The following is a 20340-nucleotide window of genomic DNA, read 5'->3' on the forward strand; positions in this document are numbered from 1 at the left end:
GTTTGCAGTTCGTTTTCATAAACGTGCTGTAGCTATATAGGAAAGCAGTGTGCTTAAAGGATTAAACCATATCACCATTGCTGTTAGTGACTTAGAGCGCTCGCTGACGTTTTATACCGAGTCGCTTGGCATGACGGCGCATGTGCGCTGGGATACCGGAGCCTACCTTAGCCTTGGCGGTGTGTGGTTTTGTTTGTCCTGCGGTAAACCTGCACCAAGCCTGGATTATTCTCATATTGCTTTAGATATTGCAGAGCAGAACTTCGCTGAATTTGTAGCCAAACTGCATAAAGCAGATGTACCAGAGTGGAAGCAAAACAGCAGTGAAGGGCTATCTGTTTATTTTCTCGACCCGGACGGCAATAAGTTGGAAGCGCATTGTGGTGATCTGCAAACGCGGTTAGAGGCATTAAAGCATAAGCCGTATTCAGGCTTGGTATGGTTGTAAGTATAATATGAGCTTTAGTCGCCGGTTTGTTACGACCTTCCATGGAGACATAAATGCTGCATAAGATATTAAAACGCAGTCTTGTTTGTATGTTGATTTGCGGCACGGCGTTATTTTTATTACCTGCGTCAAGTACCGAAATTACCGAAGAAATCGTACCTGCCGAGCTGCGGCACTGGCACCAGCAGGCGGTTACTGATGGCTTTGATGGCTTGGTACTGGTGATGCAGGCTGATAAGCCGCTGTTATTGCAAGCTTATGGTATGGCAGATTATGAAGCCAGCAAAGCCTTTACCATTGAAACCGTATTTGATATTGGGTCACTGACTAAACAGTTTACTGCTGCTGCGATATTAAAACTGCAAGAGCAAGGTAAACTGCAGCTTGACAATACATTGGGCCGGTTTTTCCCTGAAGCTGGTGATGACAAAAAAACTATCACGCTACATCAGTTACTTACTCATACCTCCGGGATAGTTAATAATTTATCTGGTGGCGATTATAGTAAAGTCAGCCGTAGTACCTTTATAAAACGCCTGTTTCGCTCAAAACTTGATACTACACCAGGCAGTGCTTTTTCATACTCTAATGCCGGTTACGCTGTGCTGGGTTTAGTTATTGAACGAGCGTCAGGACAAAGTTACGAGCAATATGTACATCAGCATCTGCTAAAACCAGCTGGAATAGCACACACGGGGTATCGTATTCCCAACTGGAGAAACCTGCCACTGGCAGCGGGTTATGAGCTAAAACCCGACAGTTGGTGGGGCGGTAAGGCTGATGGCAGCAGCCAGCGCTGGGGCACTCCACTGGAAAAGCCATGGGATAAAGATGGCCCCTGGTGGAACCTGCATGCTAATGGTGGCTTTTTATCTACTATTGGCGATCTTTGCCGCTGGCAGCAGGCGTTACAAACCGAAACGGTGCTGAGTAAAGCTTCAACAACACTGCTATTTACACCGCATGTAGCAACTCCGCGCGCAGGTAGCTTTTATGGCTACGGCTGGATAATAGAACCTGCCGGGCAATACGGTAAAGTGGTGCGTCATGGTGGCAGTAATGGTATTTTTACGGCCGACATGCGCTACTATACCGATAAACAGCTGCTGATTATTTTTATGACCAACAACGATAGCCGCTTCTTTCCGGCTTATCGCGATAGCCTTATTACAGCTGTTATGCAAAACCGCTTTGCTACTATTACAGATTAACGTGAGCCGGAGATTAATGTGATCTTACTTAAGCAGAACGGGCCTTATACGGCTAAGCCATATGCGAAGCGGTGCTATGCAATATGGCTGGTTTTGGCGTTGTTGCTGACATTATCTGCGTGCTCGGTAAAACTGATTAGCAGCTATGACGAAAAAACCGATAACGCGGTTACGGCGCTGCAGCAAAATGTTGAAATGTTCTTTGTTAGCGTTGAAAGTCAGGCCGGTTTGCCTGAATGCGCTTATAGTAACCATATTAGCTTTTACCAGCAGTCTAAAGTGGCTGTAAGCTCTATTGCCGTGCGGGCAAGGGCTATTCCTGATAACGACATTACGGTAGAGCAGGTTGAGCTGTTAAAAAGCAGTCTTACTATGCTGGAACAACTGCACCAACTAGGTTGTTTTACACCTGCACAGGTAGAAAATCTGCGTACAAGTTTTAACAGCAGTATTACGGCTATTTTAAAGCTGGAACTGGCTAAACGCCGTGGCAGCTGACGTTTAATGCAAAAGGCTTAGTGTACTTAACTTAAAGGGCAGAGCATGAGCTTAGATGTGGCAGAACTTACAGCAACAATGCTGCAGGCTTTTAAAGGCGAATTGTCTGACAAATGGCCTGCAATAAAAGGCTATGCTGAAACAGAAGCGCAAAAGCTGGCCGAAAACTTTGCCATGATAGAGCGTTTAAGGCTGGCTGGCGATATTACGCCGGAACAGGCCAGGTTGCACCATGAGATCCAGCGTAATGCCTCGCGCACAGTGTTACTTGCTGTTAAAGGCCTGAGCCTGGTAGCGGTAGAGCAAGCAATAAATGCCGCTATGAATGCATTGAAAGACAGCGTAAACGGCGCACTCAATTTTACCTTACTGTAAAAACCAATTTAGTAATGGATCAGGGAACTACTATGTATCAGGGCTCGTGTTTGTGCGGTGAAGTTGTAATTGCAATCAACGGGCCTATCAGTAGTATTATTCACTGCCACTGCTCATTGTGCCGCAAATCAAGCGGAACGGCTTTTGCAACCAATGGTTTTGTGCAAAGTACTGACTTTACTGTAGTAAAAGGTGCCAACCGGCTAAGCCAGTTTGCCTTTAAACCAGGGCGCTTACGGCATTTTTGCAGTAACTGCGGTTCACCGGTTTACAGCAGTAATGAACAAGACCCGGCCCGTGTCCGCATCCGGCTGGGCATTTTAAGCAGCGATATCAGTGAGCGGCCGCTATCGCATAATTTTTATAGCTCTAAAGCTAACTGGGAAGATTTAGATACTAACCTGCCACGTTACGATAGCTTTGAACCAGGAAGGCAATAACCAGCCTGTCTTTGAACCCCTTGTTGCAATGGTATACAAATGCCAGTGCCATTAACCATTCCAGGAAGATATATGCAGTACTCTGTAGTTTTTGCCTTAATTCTTAGTGTCAATGTTGTAGCGGCTGAACATTACTTTCCGCCTGCTGGCCAGTGGCAGCAGGCAACACCACAAAGCCTGGGCGTTAACGCTGAAAAACTGCAACAGGCAGTAGATTATGCCATTGCCAGTGAAAACCCGGCAGCCAGGGATCAGGCCATAGTGCAGGCCACAACCTTTGGCGCGCGTGAACCCTATGATCAGATTATTGGCCCTATGTCAGTGCGTGCCGGGGCGAACGGGCTGATTGTGTACCGCGGCAAAGTGATTGCGCAGTGGGGGGATACCCAAAAAGTGGACATGACACACAGCATCAGCAAAACCTTTCTTACTACGGTTACCGGGCTGGCACTGCAGGATGGTTTAATCCAAAACGTAGATGATGCAGTCTGGCCTTATGTTATGGCAGACAGCAGTTTATTTACGTCTGAGCATAACCGCAAAATAAGCTGGGATCATTTGTTACGCCAAACCAGTGATTGGCAGGGGACATTATGGGGCAAGCCCGATTGGGCCGACCGCCCCGAAGGTGAGCCAAAAGATTGGCCCAACCGGCCTTTACATACACCTGGCAGCAAATACAAATATAATGATGTGCGTATTAATTTGCTGGCACTGGTTACCACCTATGTGTGGCGTAAACCCTTACCTGTGGTACTGAACGAGCGGATTATGCAGCCAATTGGCGCCAGTGCTAACTGGCGCTGGTATGGTTACGACAATAGCTGGATAGAGCTTGATGGCCAAAAAATTCAAAGTGTGTCAGGTGGTGGGCATTGGGGCGGCGGTATGTTTATTAATGCCTGGGACCTGGCCCGCTTTGGTTACCTGTTTTTACGTGATGGGCAGTGGCAGGGGCAGCAACTGGTAAGTCGCGAATTTATTGCTCAGGCTCGCACCGGTAGCGTTGCAAAAGCCGATTACGGCTACGCCAACTGGTTTTTAAATCCGGGCCGTAAAGCTTTACCGGCAGCGCCGGAAACAGCAATAACTTTTCAGGGCGCCGGGCGTAATATTATTTACATTGATCAGCAAAACGATATTTTGCTGGTAGCACGCTGGATAGGTAACGGTGATGAGCTAAACCAACTGGTTGCAAAGGTATTGGCGGCTTTGCCACACTGATCGCATTGCATCGGCCCGATACATATCCAGGCAAAAGTATTTCCCCTTTGCAAGTGCAGAACAGCTCTGCAAAGGGGAGTGGGTTAATAGTTAAACACCACCTTTACCAGTGTTAAGGCAAAAGCGCTTATTACCAATACTGAGAAAATATTTAGCGCAAAACCGGCTTTTACCATATCTGAAATTTTCAACTGGCCTGATGAAAACACAATGGCATTGGGTGGTGTGGCTACCGGCATCATGAAGGCACAGCTGGCTGCAATAGCGGCAGGAATAACCAATGTTAGCGGTGTACCGGACATAGCCATAGCCACCGGCGCCAGCAGCGGTAAAAAGCCTGCAGCAGTGGCCGTGTTGCTGGTAATTTCAGTCAGAAATACAATAATCAGTGTAACGCTGACAATCATTACCCAAAATGGCAGATCACCAAGCAGAATGACCTGGTCGGCGATAAAAGCTGCCAGTCCGCTTTTACTGATCATGGCAGCTAAGCTCAAACCGCCGCCAAACAGCATTAAAATGCCCCAGGGTAATTTTTGTGTATCTTCCCAACTTAACAAACGGGTGTTTTTGCTGTCGATTGGCAGTACAAACATCATTAAGGCGGCAACCATAGCAATAATCGTATCGTCCAGTTCCAGGCCGGTAACTGAGCTAATAACCGGCCGGAAGATCCAGCAAAATGCGGTAAGTAAAAAGATTATCAACACTGCTTTTTCGCCGCGCTGCATTGTGCCCAATTCAGCCAATTGCTGGCGGAACAAGTCTTTCGTGTCTACTGCTGTCAGTATATCTACCTTGTAGCTAACTTTGGTCATCCACAGCCAGCAGAGCAATAGCAGCAGGGTACTGAGTGGTACACCTACCAGCATCCACTGGGCAAAACCAATTTGAATTTGGTAGTTATCGCTTAAAAATGCAGCCATCAGTGCATTAGGCGGGGTGCCGATTAACGTTGCCAGGCCGCCGATAGAGGCAGCATAAGCGATAGATAACAGCAGGGCTTTACTGAACTGGCTGTCAGCCTGATCTTGTTTTAGCATTTGAATAATAGACAGCGCTATTGGCAGCATCATTACTGTAGTAGCGGTATTCGACATCCACATAGATAAAAATGCCGTTACCAGCATAATACCGCCGATCTGCTGGCTAGGTTTGCAGCCTACTAATAACATAGTATGCAGCGCAATACGCCGGTGCAGGGCCCAGCGCTCCATGGCGATAGAAATAATAAAACCACCAAGAAATAAAAAGATCAGTGGGTGAGCATAAGGTTCAGCCACGGCTTTTAAGCTGTTTACACCAAGCAAAGGGGCCACAACTAAGGGCAAAAACGACGTTACCGGAATAGGCACCACTTCGCTTATCCACCAGCTTGCCATCCACAATGTCAGGCCCAGCACCAGCCAGCTGGGCTGGTTCATACCAAACGGTGCCGGTAGCAGTATGCACAGCAGCATAAACGCCGGGCCGAGCAGCAGGGAAAACAACGGTGTTTGCAATTTTTGGGTTGTTGCGCTCATCTGTCAGCTCCTAAAACCGGTACTGCAGGCCAACGGCCACAGAGGTGTCTGCCACAGAAGTGTCAGTCATAGAGCTGTCAGCCTCAGAGCTGTCTGCTGTGATATCAAGATGGGTAACAAAGAAGTAGGCTTTGCTTTGGCTGTTAAATAAGTAATCGATACCTGCCGTATAATGATTAGCCCGGCCTTGCTGGCGCAACTGCGAGGTGTCGCGGCCCAGCTGCAGTTTGGGCTGCCAATCACCCATGGTGTATTGCAGGCTGATATAACCGCCGGTGCCAGAACGCTGTGCATATGTTTCTTTACTGTATTGCAGCAGGGCACCAAGCGTAAAATTTGCCAGTTGTTGCTGCCACATTAACCGGCTGGCGTTTAAACCATTTAAACTGTGTGCCTGAGTTAGTGTAATAAAGTACGGTTGCTGCTTTAGTTTGCTGTCACCGTAGCTGAGGCTTATTGCACCGCCATCTTTGCCGTCTTGCAGTTCGTTGTCCTGGCCCAGTACATAGGTAACCGAGAGTTGCCATTGGTTGTACTGCGGTGAAATATACGTCAGGCTGTCTCCTAGGCGATCCTGGCCTGGCAATATTTGTGCAATATCGGCACTGGTTTCGTTGAATAAATCTATGCCGCCTTCGCTGGTTTTCAACCGGGTGTCGTTGCGCCCGCCAATCAGCTGGCCAAAGTTACCTTTAATACCAATAAAGGTATTACGCGCAGCAAACGGGTTTTGCGTGTTTTGTTCGTCAAAGCCGCGTACGTCAACTTCATAAGTAAAAAATGCGGTGATATGTTCATTCAGTTGCTGTTCGCCACGCAGGCCAAAGCGGCTGAATGGGGTGTCCAGCTGGCTGCCCTGTTCGGTGTAGCGCAGTAAACCTTTATCAGTATGTGCCAGCTGTACTTCGGCTTTACCATAAAAGCTGACAGTGGGTACAGGGACAGAAGCGGTGTTGGCAGCAGCGGCCGGGCATATTAATACGGCACTGGTAATCGCGATTTTAGTTGCCTGTTGCATACAATCCTCGTCATCATTTCTTTATTGTTGGCAACAGCAGATAGCAAGAAGACTGCCATATATTTAATTCTTTAAAAATCAAATATATGACGTATTTTAGGTGTTGAATTTGGGTGGCTTTGGTGACAGCGGCTTAGTGTCATGGGTGGAATTCCGCCCATGACTGCTGCAGTTAGTCGCTAAGGTCGTCGTCGGTAAAGTTGTCGCGGTTAAGGCCATACTTACGCATTTTGTCATACAGGGTTTTACGTGGCAGGTTAAGGGCCGCCATAGTGTGTTTTATACTACCCTTAGTGGCACTGAGGGCATCTTCAATCAGCATTTGCTCGAAAAATGCGACCCGTTCGGCCAGGCCCATGGCACTGCCGACTGTATCAGGCAGAGATAATCCTTGTTGCACAAATGCTGCTTTAGCGCCTAATAATACATAACGCTCGGCCAGATTACGCAGCTCACGCACGTTACCCGGCCAACTGTGTGACTGCAGAATATCCAGCGCCGGTTGTGCCAGCGGTAAATAAGGTTTGTGATAGCGCGAGGCGGCAATAATAGCAAAGTGCTTAAACAGCAGCGGAATATCGCTCAGCCTTTGCCGCAGTGGGGCTATCGCTACTTTTAGCAGGTTAAGCCGGTAGTATAAATCGAGCCGGAAACTGCCTTGCTGGCTCAGCTGTTCCAGATCGGTTTTGCTGGCTGCAATCACTCTGATATTTAACGCAATACTATGATTGGCGCCCAGCGGCGTAACTTTACGCTCTTCTAACACCCGTAGTAAGCGCACCTGTACACTTAACGGTGTGCTTTCAATTTCATCTAAAAACAAGGTGCCGCCATTGGCGAACTCAAATTTACCGATGCGCTTTTTATCAGCGCCGGTATAGGCACCCGCTTCTGTGCCAAACAGCTCGCTTTCAATGAGCTGCTCGGGTATTGCGCCGCAATTAATGGCAACGAAATTGTGATCACTGCGCGCAGAATTATCATGCAGGTAGCGGGCAACCAGCTCTTTGCCGCTGCCGGTTTCACCTTCAATTAATACATCTGCAGGTGCATCGAGCATTAAATCCAGCATGGTGCGCATTTGGTTCATTGCAGGGCTGTCGCCGATAAGTTGTAACCGGCCGTGACGGCTTTGCTTGAGTTGCTCGCTCAGTAAACGATTTTGCAGGCACAAGCGGCGTTGTTCCTGTGCCTGGGCTAGCACTTTTAGCAGTTCAGCATGGTTAACCGGTTTTTCAATAAAGCTGTACGCACCAAGCTGCATAGCTTGCACGGCAATACTGACATCACCATAACCGGTAAGCAGGATCACCGGAATATCGGCATCAATACTTTTTACCGCCTGCAGCAGCGATAAACCATCCATCTCCGGCATGTTCAGATCGCTTAGCACTACACCGGTAAAATTACGGCTGAGCTTCGCCAGCAAAGCTGCGGGGCGATCAAAGGTTGTGCAGCACCAGCCTTCGAGCTGTAAACCCTGCGCCAGTGCGTCCAGTACGCTGGCTTCATCATCTACTATCAGTACTTCACGCTGTGACATTAAGAATGCTCCGCCGCTAGCTTTGGTAAGGTTATCGATACGATAGCACCGCCTTCAGGGTGGTTTTCAATGCTAAGCAGGCCGCTGTAGCTTTGCACAATCTGGCGGGAAATAGATAACCCAAGGCCAAGGCCATTACCTTGTTTGGTGGTAAAAAAAGGTTCAAACAGATGAGCCATATTATGGGGTTGAATACCGGCGCCGTTATCTTTGATCTGCAATATAACAACATCATCCTGTTCACTGATACGAACCTGTAAACAGGGTTCAGTCACATCCTCCATAGCTTGCAGGGCATTACCGAGCAAATTCACCAACACCTGCTCCAGTTGCAGCGGATCAACTTTAACATAGGCTGTACTGTTGTTTAGCAGTTTAACCTTGGCCCGGTGCTGATTAATAGCCGGCTGTACTATACCCAGAGCATTTAACAGGAGTTGTTCCAGCTGCACAGCTTGTGGCTGATTTGGTGCTTTGCGGCTAAAGCTTTTAAATTGTTGCACTATGTGGCTTAAGCGCAGCAATAACTGCGAAATTTTATCCAGGTTATCGGCCAGTTGAGGGTACATGCCTTTACTGAGCATTTTTTGCGAAGTTTGCAAATAACTGTGCATGGCGGTTAGCGGTTGGTTTATTTCGTGGTTAATAGAGGCACTTAGCTGGCCGATCGTAGCCAGTTTAGCTGCCTGTAACAGTTGTTCCTGAGTTTGCCGCAATTCCTGGTTAGAGAGCTGCAGTGATTGGGTCCGTTCTGCTACGGCTTGTTCTAAGCGGGCAAAAATACGTGCTTGCTGGCGTTGTTGCAAACGGCGGTTACGCAGATAAATACCCAGCAATACTAAAACGGCAAACAGCAAGCCAATACTCACAGTAAGTTGCAACGCCTGCAGCCGCAGCGGAGCTGCAGGTTGTAACATTAATAACTGCCACGGCAGTTGCAGGTTGTCTTTTGCCGCTACGGCGTATTCGGTATATTGCGTCGGTTGGCTATGAGGCTCGGCCAGTAGTTGCCATAAATTGTGCTGTTGCCGTACTTTTAGCGCAGTCAGCACTCTGCCTGGGTGCGTGGGTAGCTTTACGTCCTCTGTACCAAAGTGGCTGAGATGCCAGGGTTTGTGATTGCTGGCCAGTACGGTTTTTTGCTGATCCACCAACATAAAAATCAATTTACTTTGGCCGGCAATAGCCTGATAAGCTTGTTCAATTTGTTCCATATTGAGTTTTAATACTAAAACACCAGGCTGGGTTAACTGAGCATCGGTTACTGTGGCGGCAAAGTAGATGCCCCGTTCATTCGAGATCCAACCCAGGCCATAATCAATATAACTGCGTTGCTGTGCTAAGGTTTCAATAAAATAAGGCCTGAAACCAAAGTTATAACCAACAAAGTGCACCGGTTGATCATAGTTACTGCTGCTAAGCACCAGACCAGAATTGTCCATTAAATACACCGATGCGCTGCCGCTGGCCAGATTAAAGTCGGACAGCAAAATGCTGACATCTAGCTTTTGTTGTGGATCAGGTTCTGAAGTTGATAGCAGTCCGCGTAGCTCAGGCCGTTTGGCCAGAGTATCGGTAAGGGTACTGAAGCGCTTAATTTGCTGGTTCAGGTATTGGTTAAATTCATAGCCATGTTGCAGTGCTATCTGTTGGTTATGGCGCAGTAATTGTTGCAAAATTAACTGATAACTCAGTACCGCAAGAACAGAGCATATAAGTAAAATGGTGATAGGGTGACGGTAGGCTGGCCGCATAGCACAGGTGTCTCTGCTATTTTTCTGGGCGCTTATGCTAACTCAAGGCTAAGAGCAGAACCAGCGCAAACAGAATTTAATCAATACCAACTGATATATCCATCAATGATGTAGCCTCAATAGTGTTATCTCAATTTGTGTAATAGCACCATTATATATTACTGCCTGTCGCGCTCTGCTGACATATTCTGTCGGTAGGGCGGGTTATACTTAAAAAGCCCTGAAAAAAATCTGATAAAAACGCTGCTATGGATAAAACTGAACGCTTGTTTCGCTTAATGGATAAATTACGCCATTACCGCCACCCGGTAACAGCTGCGGTACTGGCTACGCAATTAGAGGTGTCGGTACGTACTGTTTATCGTGATATTCAAACACTTATTACCTTAGGTGCCGGAATAGAAGGCGAAGCCGGTATTGGTTATTTACTGCGCAGTGGTTTTTTTCTGCCACCGTTGATGTTTGATGAAGCCGAGCTTGAAGCACTGGCTCTGGGCTTGCGCTGGGTAGAAGTGCAGGGTGATGATGAGCTGGTAAGTGCAGCCCGCAATGTACTGGCAAAAGTTGCCGCCGCAGCACCAACAGATTTGCGTGACCGTATTAATGACATTGGTTTACTGGCTTTTCCTGCCCTTACGGATAAAGGTGCGGCATTTTTACGCCAGGTACGTGAGGCGATTCGCCGCGAACGGCGTTTGCAGATAAGCTATATTCGTGAAGATGGTACCGCCAGTGAGCGTATTGTCTGGCCTATTATGCTGGCATTTTTTGCTAGTAGCCGTATGCTGGTGGCCTGGTGTGAGCTGCGCAATGAGTTTCGCCACTTCCGGCTGGACAGAATTGGCAGCCTGATTGTACCCGGCGATCCTTATCCGCGTCGGCGTATGCAGTTAACCCGTGAATGGCGGCTGGAAATGAAACAACAGCAGCATAAGGAGCAATAATGAAACCAACCGGGCAGTTAACAGAACAACAATGGCGTGAACGCTTAACCGATGAGCAATACCGGGTTACCCGGCTTAAAGGTACGGAATATCCGTTTAGCGGCGAGTTACTGCATAATGAGCAGGCTGGCAGTTATCACTGCGTATGTTGTGGGGCTGAGCTGTTTTCATCAGCAACAAAATTTGATGCCGGTTGTGGCTGGCCCAGCTTTTATCAGGCGCTGGAGGGTAAGGTAAAGTATGAGACAGATACCAGCCATGGCATGATACGTACCGAGATTATGTGTGCTAATTGCGATGCACATTTGGGCCATGTATTTAATGATGGCCCGGCGCCTACCGGTAATCGCTACTGCGTTAACTCAGTGTCTTTAACCTTCAGTGGCAAAGCAGAATAAAATCTTTGTAACTGTTGTCGTAAGCTTTCAACTTCTATTACAATACGCGCCGTTGGAGCAACAGCGGCGCAGACCGTGCTTTGGCATCACCGATTAATTCATCTTACTGAAGTAAAAGGCCTCTACACATGACCCTATCGCACGCAGAGCAGTATCAGAAAAGCTGGCAGGAACGCCAGGAATATGCCGAAAACATGCAACCGATTATCGGCCGCTTATACCGCAATAAAGGTATTGAAGTGGTGGTATATGGTCGCCCGCTGGTAAACGCCACCACTATCGACATTATTAAAGCGCATAAAAGCGTTGAGCGGTTTGAAGGGCAAAAATTGCGTTTACGCGAAAGTTTTCCGCTGCTCGAAGCGATCAGCAAAATGAACCTGGCACCGGGCCGCGTAGATATTGGTAAGCTGGCATACGGCTATATTTACAAAAATGCTGCCAACGGCACTGAGCTGGAACAGTATTTAGAGCGTGAACTGGCCGAGCTGCTGGATCATGAAGATCAGGTAAAGCCGGTTGATGTGGTGCTGTACGGTTTTGGCCGTATTGGCCGCTTGTTAGCCCGCTTAATGCTGGAACGCTCAGGTCCGAGCACGAAATTACGTTTACGTGCCATAGTAGTGCGTGGTGGTAAAAAAGGTGATTTGGAAAAACGCGCCAGCCTGCTACGCCGCGATTCTATCCACGGCCCCTTTAACGGCAGCATCACAGTAGATGAAGAAAACCAGGGTATTAAAGCCAACGGTACCTTTATTAAAGTGATTTATGCTAATTCACCAGAGCTGGTTGACTACACCCAATACGGTATCAGCGATGCGCTGGTGGTAGATAACACCGGTATCTGGAAAGACGACAAAGAGCTGAGCATTCACTTTAGCAGTAAAGGCGCGGCGAAAGTGCTGCTGACAGCACCGGCTAAAGGTGAAGTACCGAATATCGTTTATGGCGTAAACCAGCATATGATTTTGCCGGAGCATAAAATTGTTTCTGCCGCCAGTTGTACCACTAACGCCATAACACCGGTGTTAAAAGCACTGGAAGACGAGTTTGGCATTCGTAACGGCCATGTAGAAACTGTGCACTCGTACACTAACGATCAAAACCTGATTGATAACTTCCACAGTGCTGAGCGCCGTGGCCGTGCCGCTCCGCTGAATATGGTATTAACCTCTACCGGCGCTGCCAGTGCTGTGGCCAAGGCATTGCCGCAGTTAAAAGGTAAGTTAACCGGTAATGCTATCCGTGTACCTACACCTAATGTGTCTATGGCTATTTTATCGCTGAATTTAACGCGTGAAACCAGCCGTGACGAGATGAACGGCTTTTTGCAGCGCACATCACTGTTTTCTGAGCTACAGGATCAGATTGACTTTACCGCCTCTACCGAAATTGTATCGTCAGATTTGGTCGGCTCACGTTACGCCGGTGTAGTAGACTCGCAGGCTACTATCGTTGATGGTGACCGCTGTGTGTTGTACGTGTGGTATGACAACGAGTTTGGTTACAGCACGCAGGTTATCCGGGTAATGAACGAGATGGCTGGCATTAAGTATCCAACCTTGCCAGTAGCGCGTTAATCTGTGTCTTTATCGAAAAGCCGCTTTTTAGCGGCTTTTTCTTTGTGCTTAACCTGTTAGAATCTTTTACACTGTAGCTCAGGGCAGTTGCGTCAGGCAGCACCTGTGTTAGTCTTTCACCCTTTACGCCTACGGACCCGATTTATGAAAATTACCAGCAATTTTGACAGCGGTAACATCGAAGTATTACAAGCTGATTCTCCCGATAATATTCAGCTGGCCATTCGCAAAGACAATCAGTCAGATTTTTACCAGTGGTTTCACTTTCGTTTAAGCACTGAACATGCAGAGCTGCATACGCTTACCATTACTAATGCCGGTGATTCTGCCTACCCCGATGGCTGGAAGGATTATCAGGCGGTAGCCTCGTATGACAGACAAACTTGGTTTCGGGTAGACACCGAATATGACGGCAAAGCGCTCACCATTAAACACTTCCCGGAAGCACAGTCAGTGTATTTTGCCTATTTTGCGCCGTACAGCTACGAGCGCCATATGGATTTACTGCATCAGGCACAATCTGATTACAACTGCCAGTTGGTTGAACTGGGCGAAACACTTGACGGCCGTGATATGAGCCTGCTGATTGTCGGTGAGCCGGAAGAAGGCAAAAAGAAAATCTGGATCACCGCACGCCAGCATCCGGGCGAAACCATGGCTGAGTGGCTGATTGAAGGCCTGCTTGATCGCTTACTGGATGAAGATGACGGCGTAGCAAGAGCATTGCTGAGCAAAGCGGTGTTTTATATAGTGCCGAATATGAACCCGGATGGCTCGGTACGTGGCCATTTACGCACCAATGCGGCCGGTATGAACTTAAACCGAGAGTGGCTGAATCCGTCAATGGAAAAAAGCCCGGAAGTGTATCTGGTACGGCAAAAAATGCTGGAAACCGGTGTCGATTTATTCCTTGATATGCACGGCGATGAAAACCTGCCGTATAACTTTGTTGCCGGTAGTGAAGGTGTGCCGTCGTACAATGCGCGGATAAAAAATCTGGAACAATTGTTTAAACAGACCTTGCTGGCGGTAACTCCTGAGTTTCAAACCGAGTTTGGCTATGATCTGGACGAGCCGGGTAAAGCCAATATGACCGTTGCTACTGCCTGGGTAGGCGAGCAGTTTAACTGCCTGGCGTATACCGTAGAAATGCCGTTTAAAGATAACGCCAACCTGCCGGATGAAGCCTATGGCTGGTCTGACATACGTTCAATGAAGCTGGGGCAGGATATGTTGCCGGCTATTCTGGCTGTTGCCGATAAGCTGCGTTAAGTTTGCCTATGTCCTTATTAGTTAAACCTGTGCTGCTAACGTCAGTTTTGCTGACGCTGAGCAGCTGTATGACTGTGCATCAGCCTGTAGTACCGGCATCGGCGTTACATAGCCAAAGTGCAGCGCAACTTGCTGCACTTACTCAGGCTAATGCACTTAACCAGAGCAATACACTGGGCCAGCTGGATATACAGTGGCCGGAAACAACCAGCCAGCGGGCCTGGGTAAATAACCGGCGCAGTTTTATCGGTTATCAGGGCCAGGGTGAATTACTGCTGGAGCTGGGTACCACCACAGCACTAACGCTTGGTGTTAACGGAAAAATATTACATTTGCGGCCCGATGCCAGCCTGGGGCAACATCTGGTTTTAGATATCAGTTCAGTTACGCGTAATGGTTTGAATCAACTGGAACTTATTGATATAGAACCACTTGGTGCTAAAGTGCGTTTGGTAATGCCTTACCCTGTATTGCAAGATAATACTGCTAAGGCTGCGCATAATGCCGGGTTTTCAGCCGCCGGTCTGGACGAGCTGGACCAGCTTATTCAGCGCGAAGTGGAACAGGGGTTCCCCGGAGCAGTATTACTGATCGCCAAAGATGGCAAAATTATTAAAGAAACGGCCTATGGTTATGCCAGCCGCTATGCCAGTGATGGCACTGAGCTGAGCCAGCCGGAGCCGATGCAAACCGATACGGTATTTGATCTGGCCTCTAATACCAAAATGTACGCCACCAATTACGCTATTATGCAACTGGTCAGTGCAGGCAAACTGGATATTAATTTACCGCTGCAACATTACCTTACAGAGTATCAGGGTAACGGCCGTGAGCAGCGTTTGGTAAGTGATTTGCTGTATCACAGCGCAGGTTATGCACCAGAAGTACATTTTCACCGGCCGGACAACCGCCATGGGCCGGCATTTTACTCGCTGGACAGGGCACGCAGTATGCAGCTGATTGCCAGCGAAGTGCCGTTTGAGCGCGAGCGAGGCGGTAAAGCGGTATACAGTGATATTGATTATATGCTGCTTGGCCTGCTGATAGAGCGTATTACCGGCCAGACACAGGATGAATACCTTGAGCAGCAACTGTACCGGCCAATGGGGTTAAACAGCACCGTATTTAACCCGTTGCGTAAAGGTATAGCGCAAAGCCGGATAGCGGCGACCGAACTTGATGGAAACAGCCGTGGCGGTCGGGTAATGTTTCCGGCAGATAAACGCGGTGTGGTGCGTGGTAATGTTCATGACGAAAAAGCCCGTTATGCTTTTGATGGCGTAGCGGGGCATGCCGGTTTGTTTTCCACTGCGCGCGAAACTGCAACGCTGGCAATGCTGGCGCTGCATGGCGGCTATGGTTTAACACCGGTATTCAGCCAGGCTGTTATCCAGCAATTTGTCCGGCCGTCAGTAACAGATCATACCGTTGGTCTGGGTTGGCGCACAGCAGTAGGGGGCGATTTAAACTGGCACTTTGGCCCTTATGCCAGTGCTTATGCGTTTGGTCACACCGGCTGGACCGGAACCGCTACGCTGGTTGATCCTCATTACGGGTTGGTGGTGGTACTGCTGACAAATAAAAAACATAGCCCGGTGCTGGCCGAAGGTGAAAATAGTTATTATTTTGCCGGTGATCGGTTTGAAACTGGTATGTATGGCAGCATCATGAGTAAAATATACCAGGCAATGCAGTAGGCGGTATCGGGCCGTCCGAATTAAGGTGGGAGTGTTATGGCTATTATTTCCTGTCCGTTTTGTGGGCACAAAATTTCTGACAAAAGTGCGCAGTGTAATAAATGTAAAGGCGATATTGCCGGATTAACCCCGGAAAAACGCGAATCTCTTGAGCGCAGCAAAGCGCTGGATCAGGCGCAAAGCCTGGTTAATCATTCAATGTTTGCACTGGTATTATTTCTGGCCGGTTTTGGCCTGATGTACTGGTGGGACCCACAGGCCGGCAGCCCGCAGCAATATATTGCCGGTGCTGCTATCGGCTTGGGCTTTTGCTGGTATATTATCAGCCGCGCCCGTATCATGTTTATGAAGAGAAAGCGTAAATAAGATGAATTTCAATGCTTTAGTGCAGGCTATGACGCCAGACACTTACGAAAAGCTCTCAGAAGCTGTTGCTACCGGCCGCTGGGCAGACGGCAACCCAATGAGCGAAGCACAACGGGCGCACAGTTTACAGCTGGTTATGGCATATCAGGCGCAGGTATTAAAGTCAGATGAGCTTTTTACCATAGGTGCAGATGGCCAGATGGTATATAAATCTAAAGCCGAACTAAAAAAACAATTCGAAACTCAGCCGTCTATTGCAAGGTTCTCGCACGATGATCTTTAAACGTTTTTTTAAACCCAAATGGCAACACCCGGATGCTGCCGTGCGCCAACAGGCAATTACCGAACTTAACCACGAAGATCAAGCGCATAAAAGCGTGTTACATGAACTGGCGTTTAACGATGGTGCTGAAGCCGTGCGCAAAGCGGCGTTAACCAAACTGAACGATTTCTCGCTGTGGTGGCAAGCCAGTAAACATGACAGCGCCGAGCGTTTACAGCAACTGGCCGAGCAAACGCTAATCAGCCAGTTGCTGCAAAACCAGGTTGAGCCGAAGTTAAAACAACAATTTATTGCCCAGTGCAACCGTAGCAGTATTCTGGAACAACTGGCACAAACTGAAACAGACGCCGGTATTAAGTTTGGCCTGTTACAGCGCTTAAATAAAACCGAGCTTAACCTCAAAGCTTTGCAGGACCCGGTATTGCTACCGGCGCAAAAGCAGCAACTGCTGGCGCAAATTAACGATGAAAAAACACTGGAAAAGCTCAACAAGCAGCTAACCGGTGACATGCTGGTTCAGGTTCAGCAAAAATTGGCCTGGCTTAATGAACAAAAGCAAAAGCCTTTACTGCTACGCAAACAGCTTACGCTGATGCTGGCAAAATTAAATGCCGCGCGCGATCGCAGCAGTGTAGAAGCCTTGCCGGCATTATTAGCCGATTATCAGGCGCAGTGGCAGCAACTGGAAGGCGAGCTGGAGTGTCTGGGCGATGAGGCTGCAGAGTTCCGCGCAAAATATCAAAAAATCAGCAGCCAGCTTCAGCAGTGGTTAGCCCCACGTTTAGAAGAGCTGAGTAAACTGCAAGCCGAACAGGCACTACTTGATGCCCGAGCAGAAAGAACAAACACATTACAGCAACAGCTTAATCAGTTAGAACAAGCGTTGCAGCAGGCGTTGTTAACTACTGATATCAGTGCAGCGCAGCAACTGGAGCAGCAAATAACGGCGCTGAGTGGCTCCCTGGTAAACGCGGATATTACCGATAAAGCCGGGTTAACTAAACGCCTGGGCCAGTTACAACAACAGCTAAACCGGTTACCGGAACTGGCCGAGCAACTAACCCGGTTAACCCGTATTGTGGCTGATTGGGCAAGCCAGCCGCTGCCAGATAATGCAACCGGCTACCAGCAGGTATCTGCTCAGCTAAAGCAGTGGCAACAGGCTTTCCGTGAGATCAGTAAAGCTATGCATATTGGTGTGCCTGCAAGCTTGCTGGAGGCGAAAAATGCCCTGCAACAGCAGTGGCAGGAGCTGGGCAAAAGTTTTACCGCACAAAGTGATAAAAGCCAAAGGCAATGTCGCAGCAAGCTGGCGCAGTATCGTCGTCTGTACAGTGCCGGTAAGTACAAAGTACTATTTGGCCTGTTTAAAGGTATAGAGCAGGATTATCAGCAGTTAAGCACAGAGCAGCAGTTACAACTGGCAAAAGATTACGAATTTGCCCGCGATAAACTGGCTGAACTGGCCGACTGGCAGGAATATATTGCCACGCCACGCAAACAACAGTTGCTGCAACACATGCAGCAACTTGATAGCATAGTGCCGGATAACCTGATGCGCCAGCGTGCCGACGAAGTAAAACAAGCCCGGGCACAATGGAACAGCCTGGGTAAAGCAGATCCGGCGCAGGAAGAGCAGCTCAACGCCGCTTTTGATCTGGCATGCGAGCAGGCGTTTGCACCTTGCCGTGTATATTTTGCTGCACAGGATGCATTGCGTGCTGAACATACAATACAGCGCGAGCAGATCATTGCTCAAGCGCTTGAGTTCACAACCGGTGATGCCAAAGCGCTGGATACCGCTCTGCAGCAGCTGAAGCAAGCCTGGCAGCAGGCCGGGGCGGTTGATAAACAACAGTTTGCCGCGTTAAATGAACGCTTCAATCAGGCGCTTATGCCACTGCGCGAACAGTTAAAAGCCATCCAGCAGCAAGCCGCGGATGCCAAGCAGCAACTGATTGACAAAGCGCAGGCTGCATTGGGTTTAGCTGATACCAACCTGACGGCAAAAGTGCTAAAGGAATGCCAGCAGCAATGGAAAAATACAGGCAATGCCGCGCGTAAGCAGGATCAGGCGTTGTGGCTGCAGTTTCGTGCGCTGTGTGATGGTTTCTTTAATGCGCGCTCTGAGCAGTTTGAACAGCAAAAGCAAGCTGAGCAGGCAGAGCTGAAGCAGTTTGAAGTTCAATTGACTGAACTGGCCGCACAGTTAGATGCTGCAACAGAGCTTGTAGTACTAAATGAGCTACAACAGCAACTGCAGATATTACAGCCACAAAGCAGCGCGGCGCAGCACGCGGTACGCCAGTTACAGGACAAACTGAAGCAAAAGCAGCAACAGTGGCAACAGCACCAGCAGAAACGCGAATTCAGTCAGATGTTTGAGCTGCTGGCTAAGTCGGATGTGAGTGCAGAGCAGTTACCTGCCGGTTATCGTGACTGCTTTAACAAGCAGCAAGAGCAACAGCTAAGCCGTGCGCAGCTGACACTGGCACTGGAATTGATAGCCGATGCGCCATCACCGCAAAGTGAACAAAGTGCGCGCCAGCAGGTGCAGCTGCTGCTGTTATCAGATAAGCATAATCAGGGTAGTACGCTGGATAAACACAGCCTGCTTAAACGTTGGTTACAGTTTGGTGCGCCAAGCGAAGCTGAATTGCCCTTACTGGCAAGGGTTAAAGCGCTGTTTTAACCTGTCATCTGTTAGAACCGGCTTAAAATTAAGCCGGTTCTTGTGTTAAAAGCCTTAGCCTGCGGTTAATTCGCCGCGTAAATCCTGCTGCATTTGCTGGCGGATTTGTTCTGCATTAAGTGGCTTACTGAGCAAATAGTGCAGTTTGGTCAGTGCAGCTTCCAGTGTCATATCGTAACCGCTTATTACACCACTTTGTTGTAACGCATTGCCTGTGGCGTAACCTTGCATATTTACTGTGCCTTTGAAGCACTGGGTGCAATTAACAATAATTAATCCACGTTCGCTGGCGTCCCGCAGGATCTGCAGTAACTCTGGCCGCTGCGGTGCATTACCCACACCAAAAGATTTAATAATCAATGCCCGCACCGGTGCCGCTGTCATGTTGCGGATCACATCGGTGCTGATCCCCGGATAAAGCGTTACCACACTGATAGGTTGCGGCACAACAGAGGCCAGCGTCAGCGGCGCTGCTACCTGGTTTTGGCTCAAACGACCGGCAACCAGATTAATATGGATACCGGCTTCAAGCAGTGGCGGAAAATTGGGTGAAGCAAAAGCATTAAAGCCATTGGCATCGGCTTTAGTCGCCCGGTTACCGCGAAACAGCTGATTATTAAAAAACAGCGCTACTTCAGCAATGGGGTAATTTGCAGCCAGATAAAGCGCATTAAGCAGGTTAACCTGGCCGTCTGAGCGCATTTGCGCCAACGGAATTTGTGATCCGGTAATAATCACCGGTTTTTGCAGGTTCTCCAGCATAAATGACAAGGCTGACGCCGTGTAAGCCATGGTATCAGTGCCGTGTAACACGACAAAACCGTCATAGTTGTGATATTGCTGCTGTATATCTTCAGCAATATGCCGCCAGTGATCGGGTGTCATATCTGAGGAATCTATTACCGGGTGATACTCGTGAATATCAAATTCCGGCATTTCTGCGCGGTAAAACTCCGGCATGCGCTTTACCGTGTCGGTTAAAAAGCCCGGCACCGGCACATAACCCTGTGCAGAATGTTGCATACCAATAGTGCCGCCGGTGTAGGCTACATAAATACGTTTTCTGTTCATAAG

The 20340-nt window shown here is 48.6% G+C and carries 19 protein-coding genes; 14 read left to right on the forward strand and 5 right to left on the reverse strand.

Annotation, left to right across the window (positions count from 1 at the left end; all coding sequences use genetic code 11):
* Nucleotides 1-49 precede the first annotated feature (49 nt).
* The 6 genes from fos (at nucleotide 50) to M2404_RS11105 (ending at nucleotide 4196) form a co-directional block, all read left to right on the forward strand.
* On the forward strand, nucleotides 50-448 hold the full coding sequence (gene fos, locus M2404_RS11080) for a fosfomycin resistance glutathione transferase (protein ID WP_259239792.1): 399 nt from the start codon (nucleotides 50-52) through the stop codon (nucleotides 446-448).
* A gap of 53 nt (nucleotides 449-501) precedes the next feature.
* Nucleotides 502-1659, forward strand: coding sequence for a serine hydrolase domain-containing protein (locus M2404_RS11085; RefSeq protein WP_259239793.1), 1158 nt, complete (start codon nucleotides 502-504; stop codon nucleotides 1657-1659).
* A gap of 18 nt (nucleotides 1660-1677) precedes the next feature.
* A complete protein-coding gene (locus M2404_RS11090) occupies nucleotides 1678-2157 on the forward strand; it encodes a hypothetical protein (RefSeq protein ID WP_259239794.1) in 480 nt (159 codons plus the stop codon).
* A 45-nt stretch (nucleotides 2158-2202) separates the two neighbouring features.
* On the forward strand, nucleotides 2203-2532 hold the full coding sequence (locus M2404_RS11095) for a hypothetical protein (RefSeq protein ID WP_259239795.1): 330 nt from the start codon (nucleotides 2203-2205) through the stop codon (nucleotides 2530-2532).
* A 32-nt stretch (nucleotides 2533-2564) separates the two neighbouring features.
* Nucleotides 2565-2972: a GFA family protein gene (locus M2404_RS11100; protein WP_259239796.1), complete on the forward strand. Its 408-nt coding sequence runs from the start codon at nucleotides 2565-2567 to the stop codon at nucleotides 2970-2972.
* Nucleotides 2973-3044: 72 nt separating this feature from the next.
* Nucleotides 3045-4196 carry a serine hydrolase domain-containing protein gene (locus M2404_RS11105; protein ID WP_259239797.1) on the forward strand — a complete coding sequence of 384 codons (1152 nt, stop codon included), beginning with the start codon at nucleotides 3045-3047 and terminating at the stop codon, nucleotides 4194-4196.
* An 83-nt stretch (nucleotides 4197-4279) separates the two neighbouring features.
* Here M2404_RS11105 and M2404_RS11110 read toward each other — a convergent pair whose 3' ends face one another.
* The 4 genes from M2404_RS11110 to M2404_RS11125 all read right to left on the reverse strand — a co-directional run bounded on the left by M2404_RS11110 (nucleotide 4280) and on the right by M2404_RS11125 (nucleotide 10034).
* Nucleotides 4280-5719 carry an SLC13 family permease gene (locus M2404_RS11110; protein ID WP_259239799.1) on the reverse strand — a complete coding sequence of 480 codons (1440 nt, stop codon included), beginning with the start codon at nucleotides 5717-5719 and terminating at the stop codon, nucleotides 4280-4282.
* A 10-nt stretch (nucleotides 5720-5729) separates the two neighbouring features.
* Nucleotides 5730-6737, reverse strand: a complete 1008-nt coding sequence (locus M2404_RS11115) for a porin (protein WP_259239800.1) — start codon at nucleotides 6735-6737, stop codon at nucleotides 5730-5732.
* A gap of 172 nt (nucleotides 6738-6909) precedes the next feature.
* Entirely contained in the window at nucleotides 6910-8280 is a 1371-nt protein-coding gene (locus M2404_RS11120) for a sigma-54-dependent transcriptional regulator (RefSeq protein ID WP_259239801.1), read from the reverse strand.
* Entirely contained in the window at nucleotides 8280-10034 is a 1755-nt protein-coding gene (locus tag M2404_RS11125; RefSeq protein ID WP_259239802.1) for a sensor histidine kinase, read from the reverse strand. The genes M2404_RS11120 and M2404_RS11125 overlap by 1 nt, the downstream gene beginning before the upstream one ends.
* A gap of 248 nt (nucleotides 10035-10282) precedes the next feature.
* On the opposite strand from M2404_RS11125, the gene M2404_RS11130 reads away from it, so the two are divergent.
* The 8 genes from M2404_RS11130 to M2404_RS11165 all read left to right on the forward strand — a co-directional run bounded on the left by M2404_RS11130 (nucleotide 10283) and on the right by M2404_RS11165 (nucleotide 19266).
* Nucleotides 10283-10978, forward strand: coding sequence for a helix-turn-helix transcriptional regulator (locus M2404_RS11130; RefSeq protein ID WP_259239803.1), 696 nt, complete (start codon nucleotides 10283-10285; stop codon nucleotides 10976-10978).
* A complete protein-coding gene (msrB, locus tag M2404_RS11135; RefSeq protein WP_259239804.1) occupies nucleotides 10978-11376 on the forward strand; it encodes a peptide-methionine (R)-S-oxide reductase MsrB in 399 nt (132 codons plus the stop codon). Before M2404_RS11130 ends, msrB begins: the two co-directional genes overlap by 1 nt.
* A 128-nt stretch (nucleotides 11377-11504) precedes the next feature.
* On the forward strand, nucleotides 11505-12956 hold the full coding sequence (locus tag M2404_RS11140; RefSeq protein ID WP_259239805.1) for a glyceraldehyde-3-phosphate dehydrogenase: 1452 nt from the start codon (nucleotides 11505-11507) through the stop codon (nucleotides 12954-12956).
* Between the two features lie 144 nt (nucleotides 12957-13100).
* Entirely contained in the window at nucleotides 13101-14228 is a 1128-nt protein-coding gene (locus tag M2404_RS11145) for a M14 family metallopeptidase (RefSeq protein WP_259239806.1), read from the forward strand.
* Nucleotides 14229-14296: 68 nt separating this feature from the next.
* The gene (gene pbp4b / locus M2404_RS11150; protein WP_259239807.1) at nucleotides 14297-15925 is read left to right on the forward strand and encodes a penicillin binding protein PBP4B; all 1629 of its coding nucleotides are present in this window, start codon (nucleotides 14297-14299) and stop codon (nucleotides 15923-15925) included.
* A 36-nt stretch (nucleotides 15926-15961) separates the two neighbouring features.
* Nucleotides 15962-16291 carry a zinc ribbon domain-containing protein gene (locus M2404_RS11155; RefSeq protein ID WP_259239808.1) on the forward strand — a complete coding sequence of 110 codons (330 nt, stop codon included), beginning with the start codon at nucleotides 15962-15964 and terminating at the stop codon, nucleotides 16289-16291.
* Nucleotide 16292: 1 nt separating this feature from the next.
* The gene (locus M2404_RS11160; protein WP_259239809.1) at nucleotides 16293-16574 is read left to right on the forward strand and encodes a YeaC family protein; all 282 of its coding nucleotides are present in this window, start codon (nucleotides 16293-16295) and stop codon (nucleotides 16572-16574) included.
* Nucleotides 16564-19266: a DUF349 domain-containing protein gene (locus tag M2404_RS11165; RefSeq protein WP_259239810.1), complete on the forward strand. Its 2703-nt coding sequence runs from the start codon at nucleotides 16564-16566 to the stop codon at nucleotides 19264-19266. Before M2404_RS11160 ends, M2404_RS11165 begins: the two co-directional genes overlap by 11 nt.
* A gap of 54 nt (nucleotides 19267-19320) precedes the next feature.
* Here M2404_RS11165 and ansA read toward each other — a convergent pair whose 3' ends face one another.
* Entirely contained in the window at nucleotides 19321-20337 is a 1017-nt protein-coding gene (ansA, locus tag M2404_RS11170; RefSeq protein ID WP_259239811.1) for an asparaginase, read from the reverse strand.
* Nucleotides 20338-20340 lie beyond the last annotated feature (3 nt).

It is taken from the genome of Rheinheimera pacifica (assembly GCF_024809855.1).
Lineage (GTDB): Bacteria > Pseudomonadota > Gammaproteobacteria > Enterobacterales > Alteromonadaceae > Alishewanella > Alishewanella pacifica_A.

Coding starts and splice junctions, on each gene's coding strand:
- M2404_RS11145 (WP_259239806.1), top strand. CDS start 13,101: ATGAAAATTACCAGCAATTTTGACAGCGGTAACATCGAAGTATTACAA.
- M2404_RS11160 (WP_259239809.1), top strand. CDS start 16,293: ATGAATTTCAATGCTTTAGTGCAGGCTATGACGCCAGACACTTACGAA.
- M2404_RS11115 (WP_259239800.1), bottom strand. CDS start 6,737: ATGCAACAGGCAACTAAAATCGCGATTACCAGTGCCGTATTAATATGC.
- M2404_RS11125 (WP_259239802.1), bottom strand. CDS start 10,034: ATGCGGCCAGCCTACCGTCACCCTATCACCATTTTACTTATATGCTCT.
- pbp4b (WP_259239807.1), top strand. CDS start 14,297: ATGACTGTGCATCAGCCTGTAGTACCGGCATCGGCGTTACATAGCCAA.
- M2404_RS11100 (WP_259239796.1), top strand. CDS start 2,565: ATGTATCAGGGCTCGTGTTTGTGCGGTGAAGTTGTAATTGCAATCAAC.
- M2404_RS11095 (WP_259239795.1), top strand. CDS start 2,203: ATGAGCTTAGATGTGGCAGAACTTACAGCAACAATGCTGCAGGCTTTT.
- M2404_RS11105 (WP_259239797.1), top strand. CDS start 3,045: ATGCAGTACTCTGTAGTTTTTGCCTTAATTCTTAGTGTCAATGTTGTA.
- M2404_RS11140 (WP_259239805.1), top strand. CDS start 11,505: ATGACCCTATCGCACGCAGAGCAGTATCAGAAAAGCTGGCAGGAACGC.
- M2404_RS11085 (WP_259239793.1), top strand. CDS start 502: ATGCTGCATAAGATATTAAAACGCAGTCTTGTTTGTATGTTGATTTGC.
- M2404_RS11120 (WP_259239801.1), bottom strand. CDS start 8,280: ATGTCACAGCGTGAAGTACTGATAGTAGATGATGAAGCCAGCGTACTG.
- M2404_RS11130 (WP_259239803.1), top strand. CDS start 10,283: ATGGATAAAACTGAACGCTTGTTTCGCTTAATGGATAAATTACGCCAT.
- msrB (WP_259239804.1), top strand. CDS start 10,978: ATGAAACCAACCGGGCAGTTAACAGAACAACAATGGCGTGAACGCTTA.
- M2404_RS11165 (WP_259239810.1), top strand. CDS start 16,564: ATGATCTTTAAACGTTTTTTTAAACCCAAATGGCAACACCCGGATGCT.
- M2404_RS11155 (WP_259239808.1), top strand. CDS start 15,962: ATGGCTATTATTTCCTGTCCGTTTTGTGGGCACAAAATTTCTGACAAA.
- M2404_RS11110 (WP_259239799.1), bottom strand. CDS start 5,719: ATGAGCGCAACAACCCAAAAATTGCAAACACCGTTGTTTTCCCTGCTG.
- ansA (WP_259239811.1), bottom strand. CDS start 20,337: ATGAACAGAAAACGTATTTATGTAGCCTACACCGGCGGCACTATTGGT.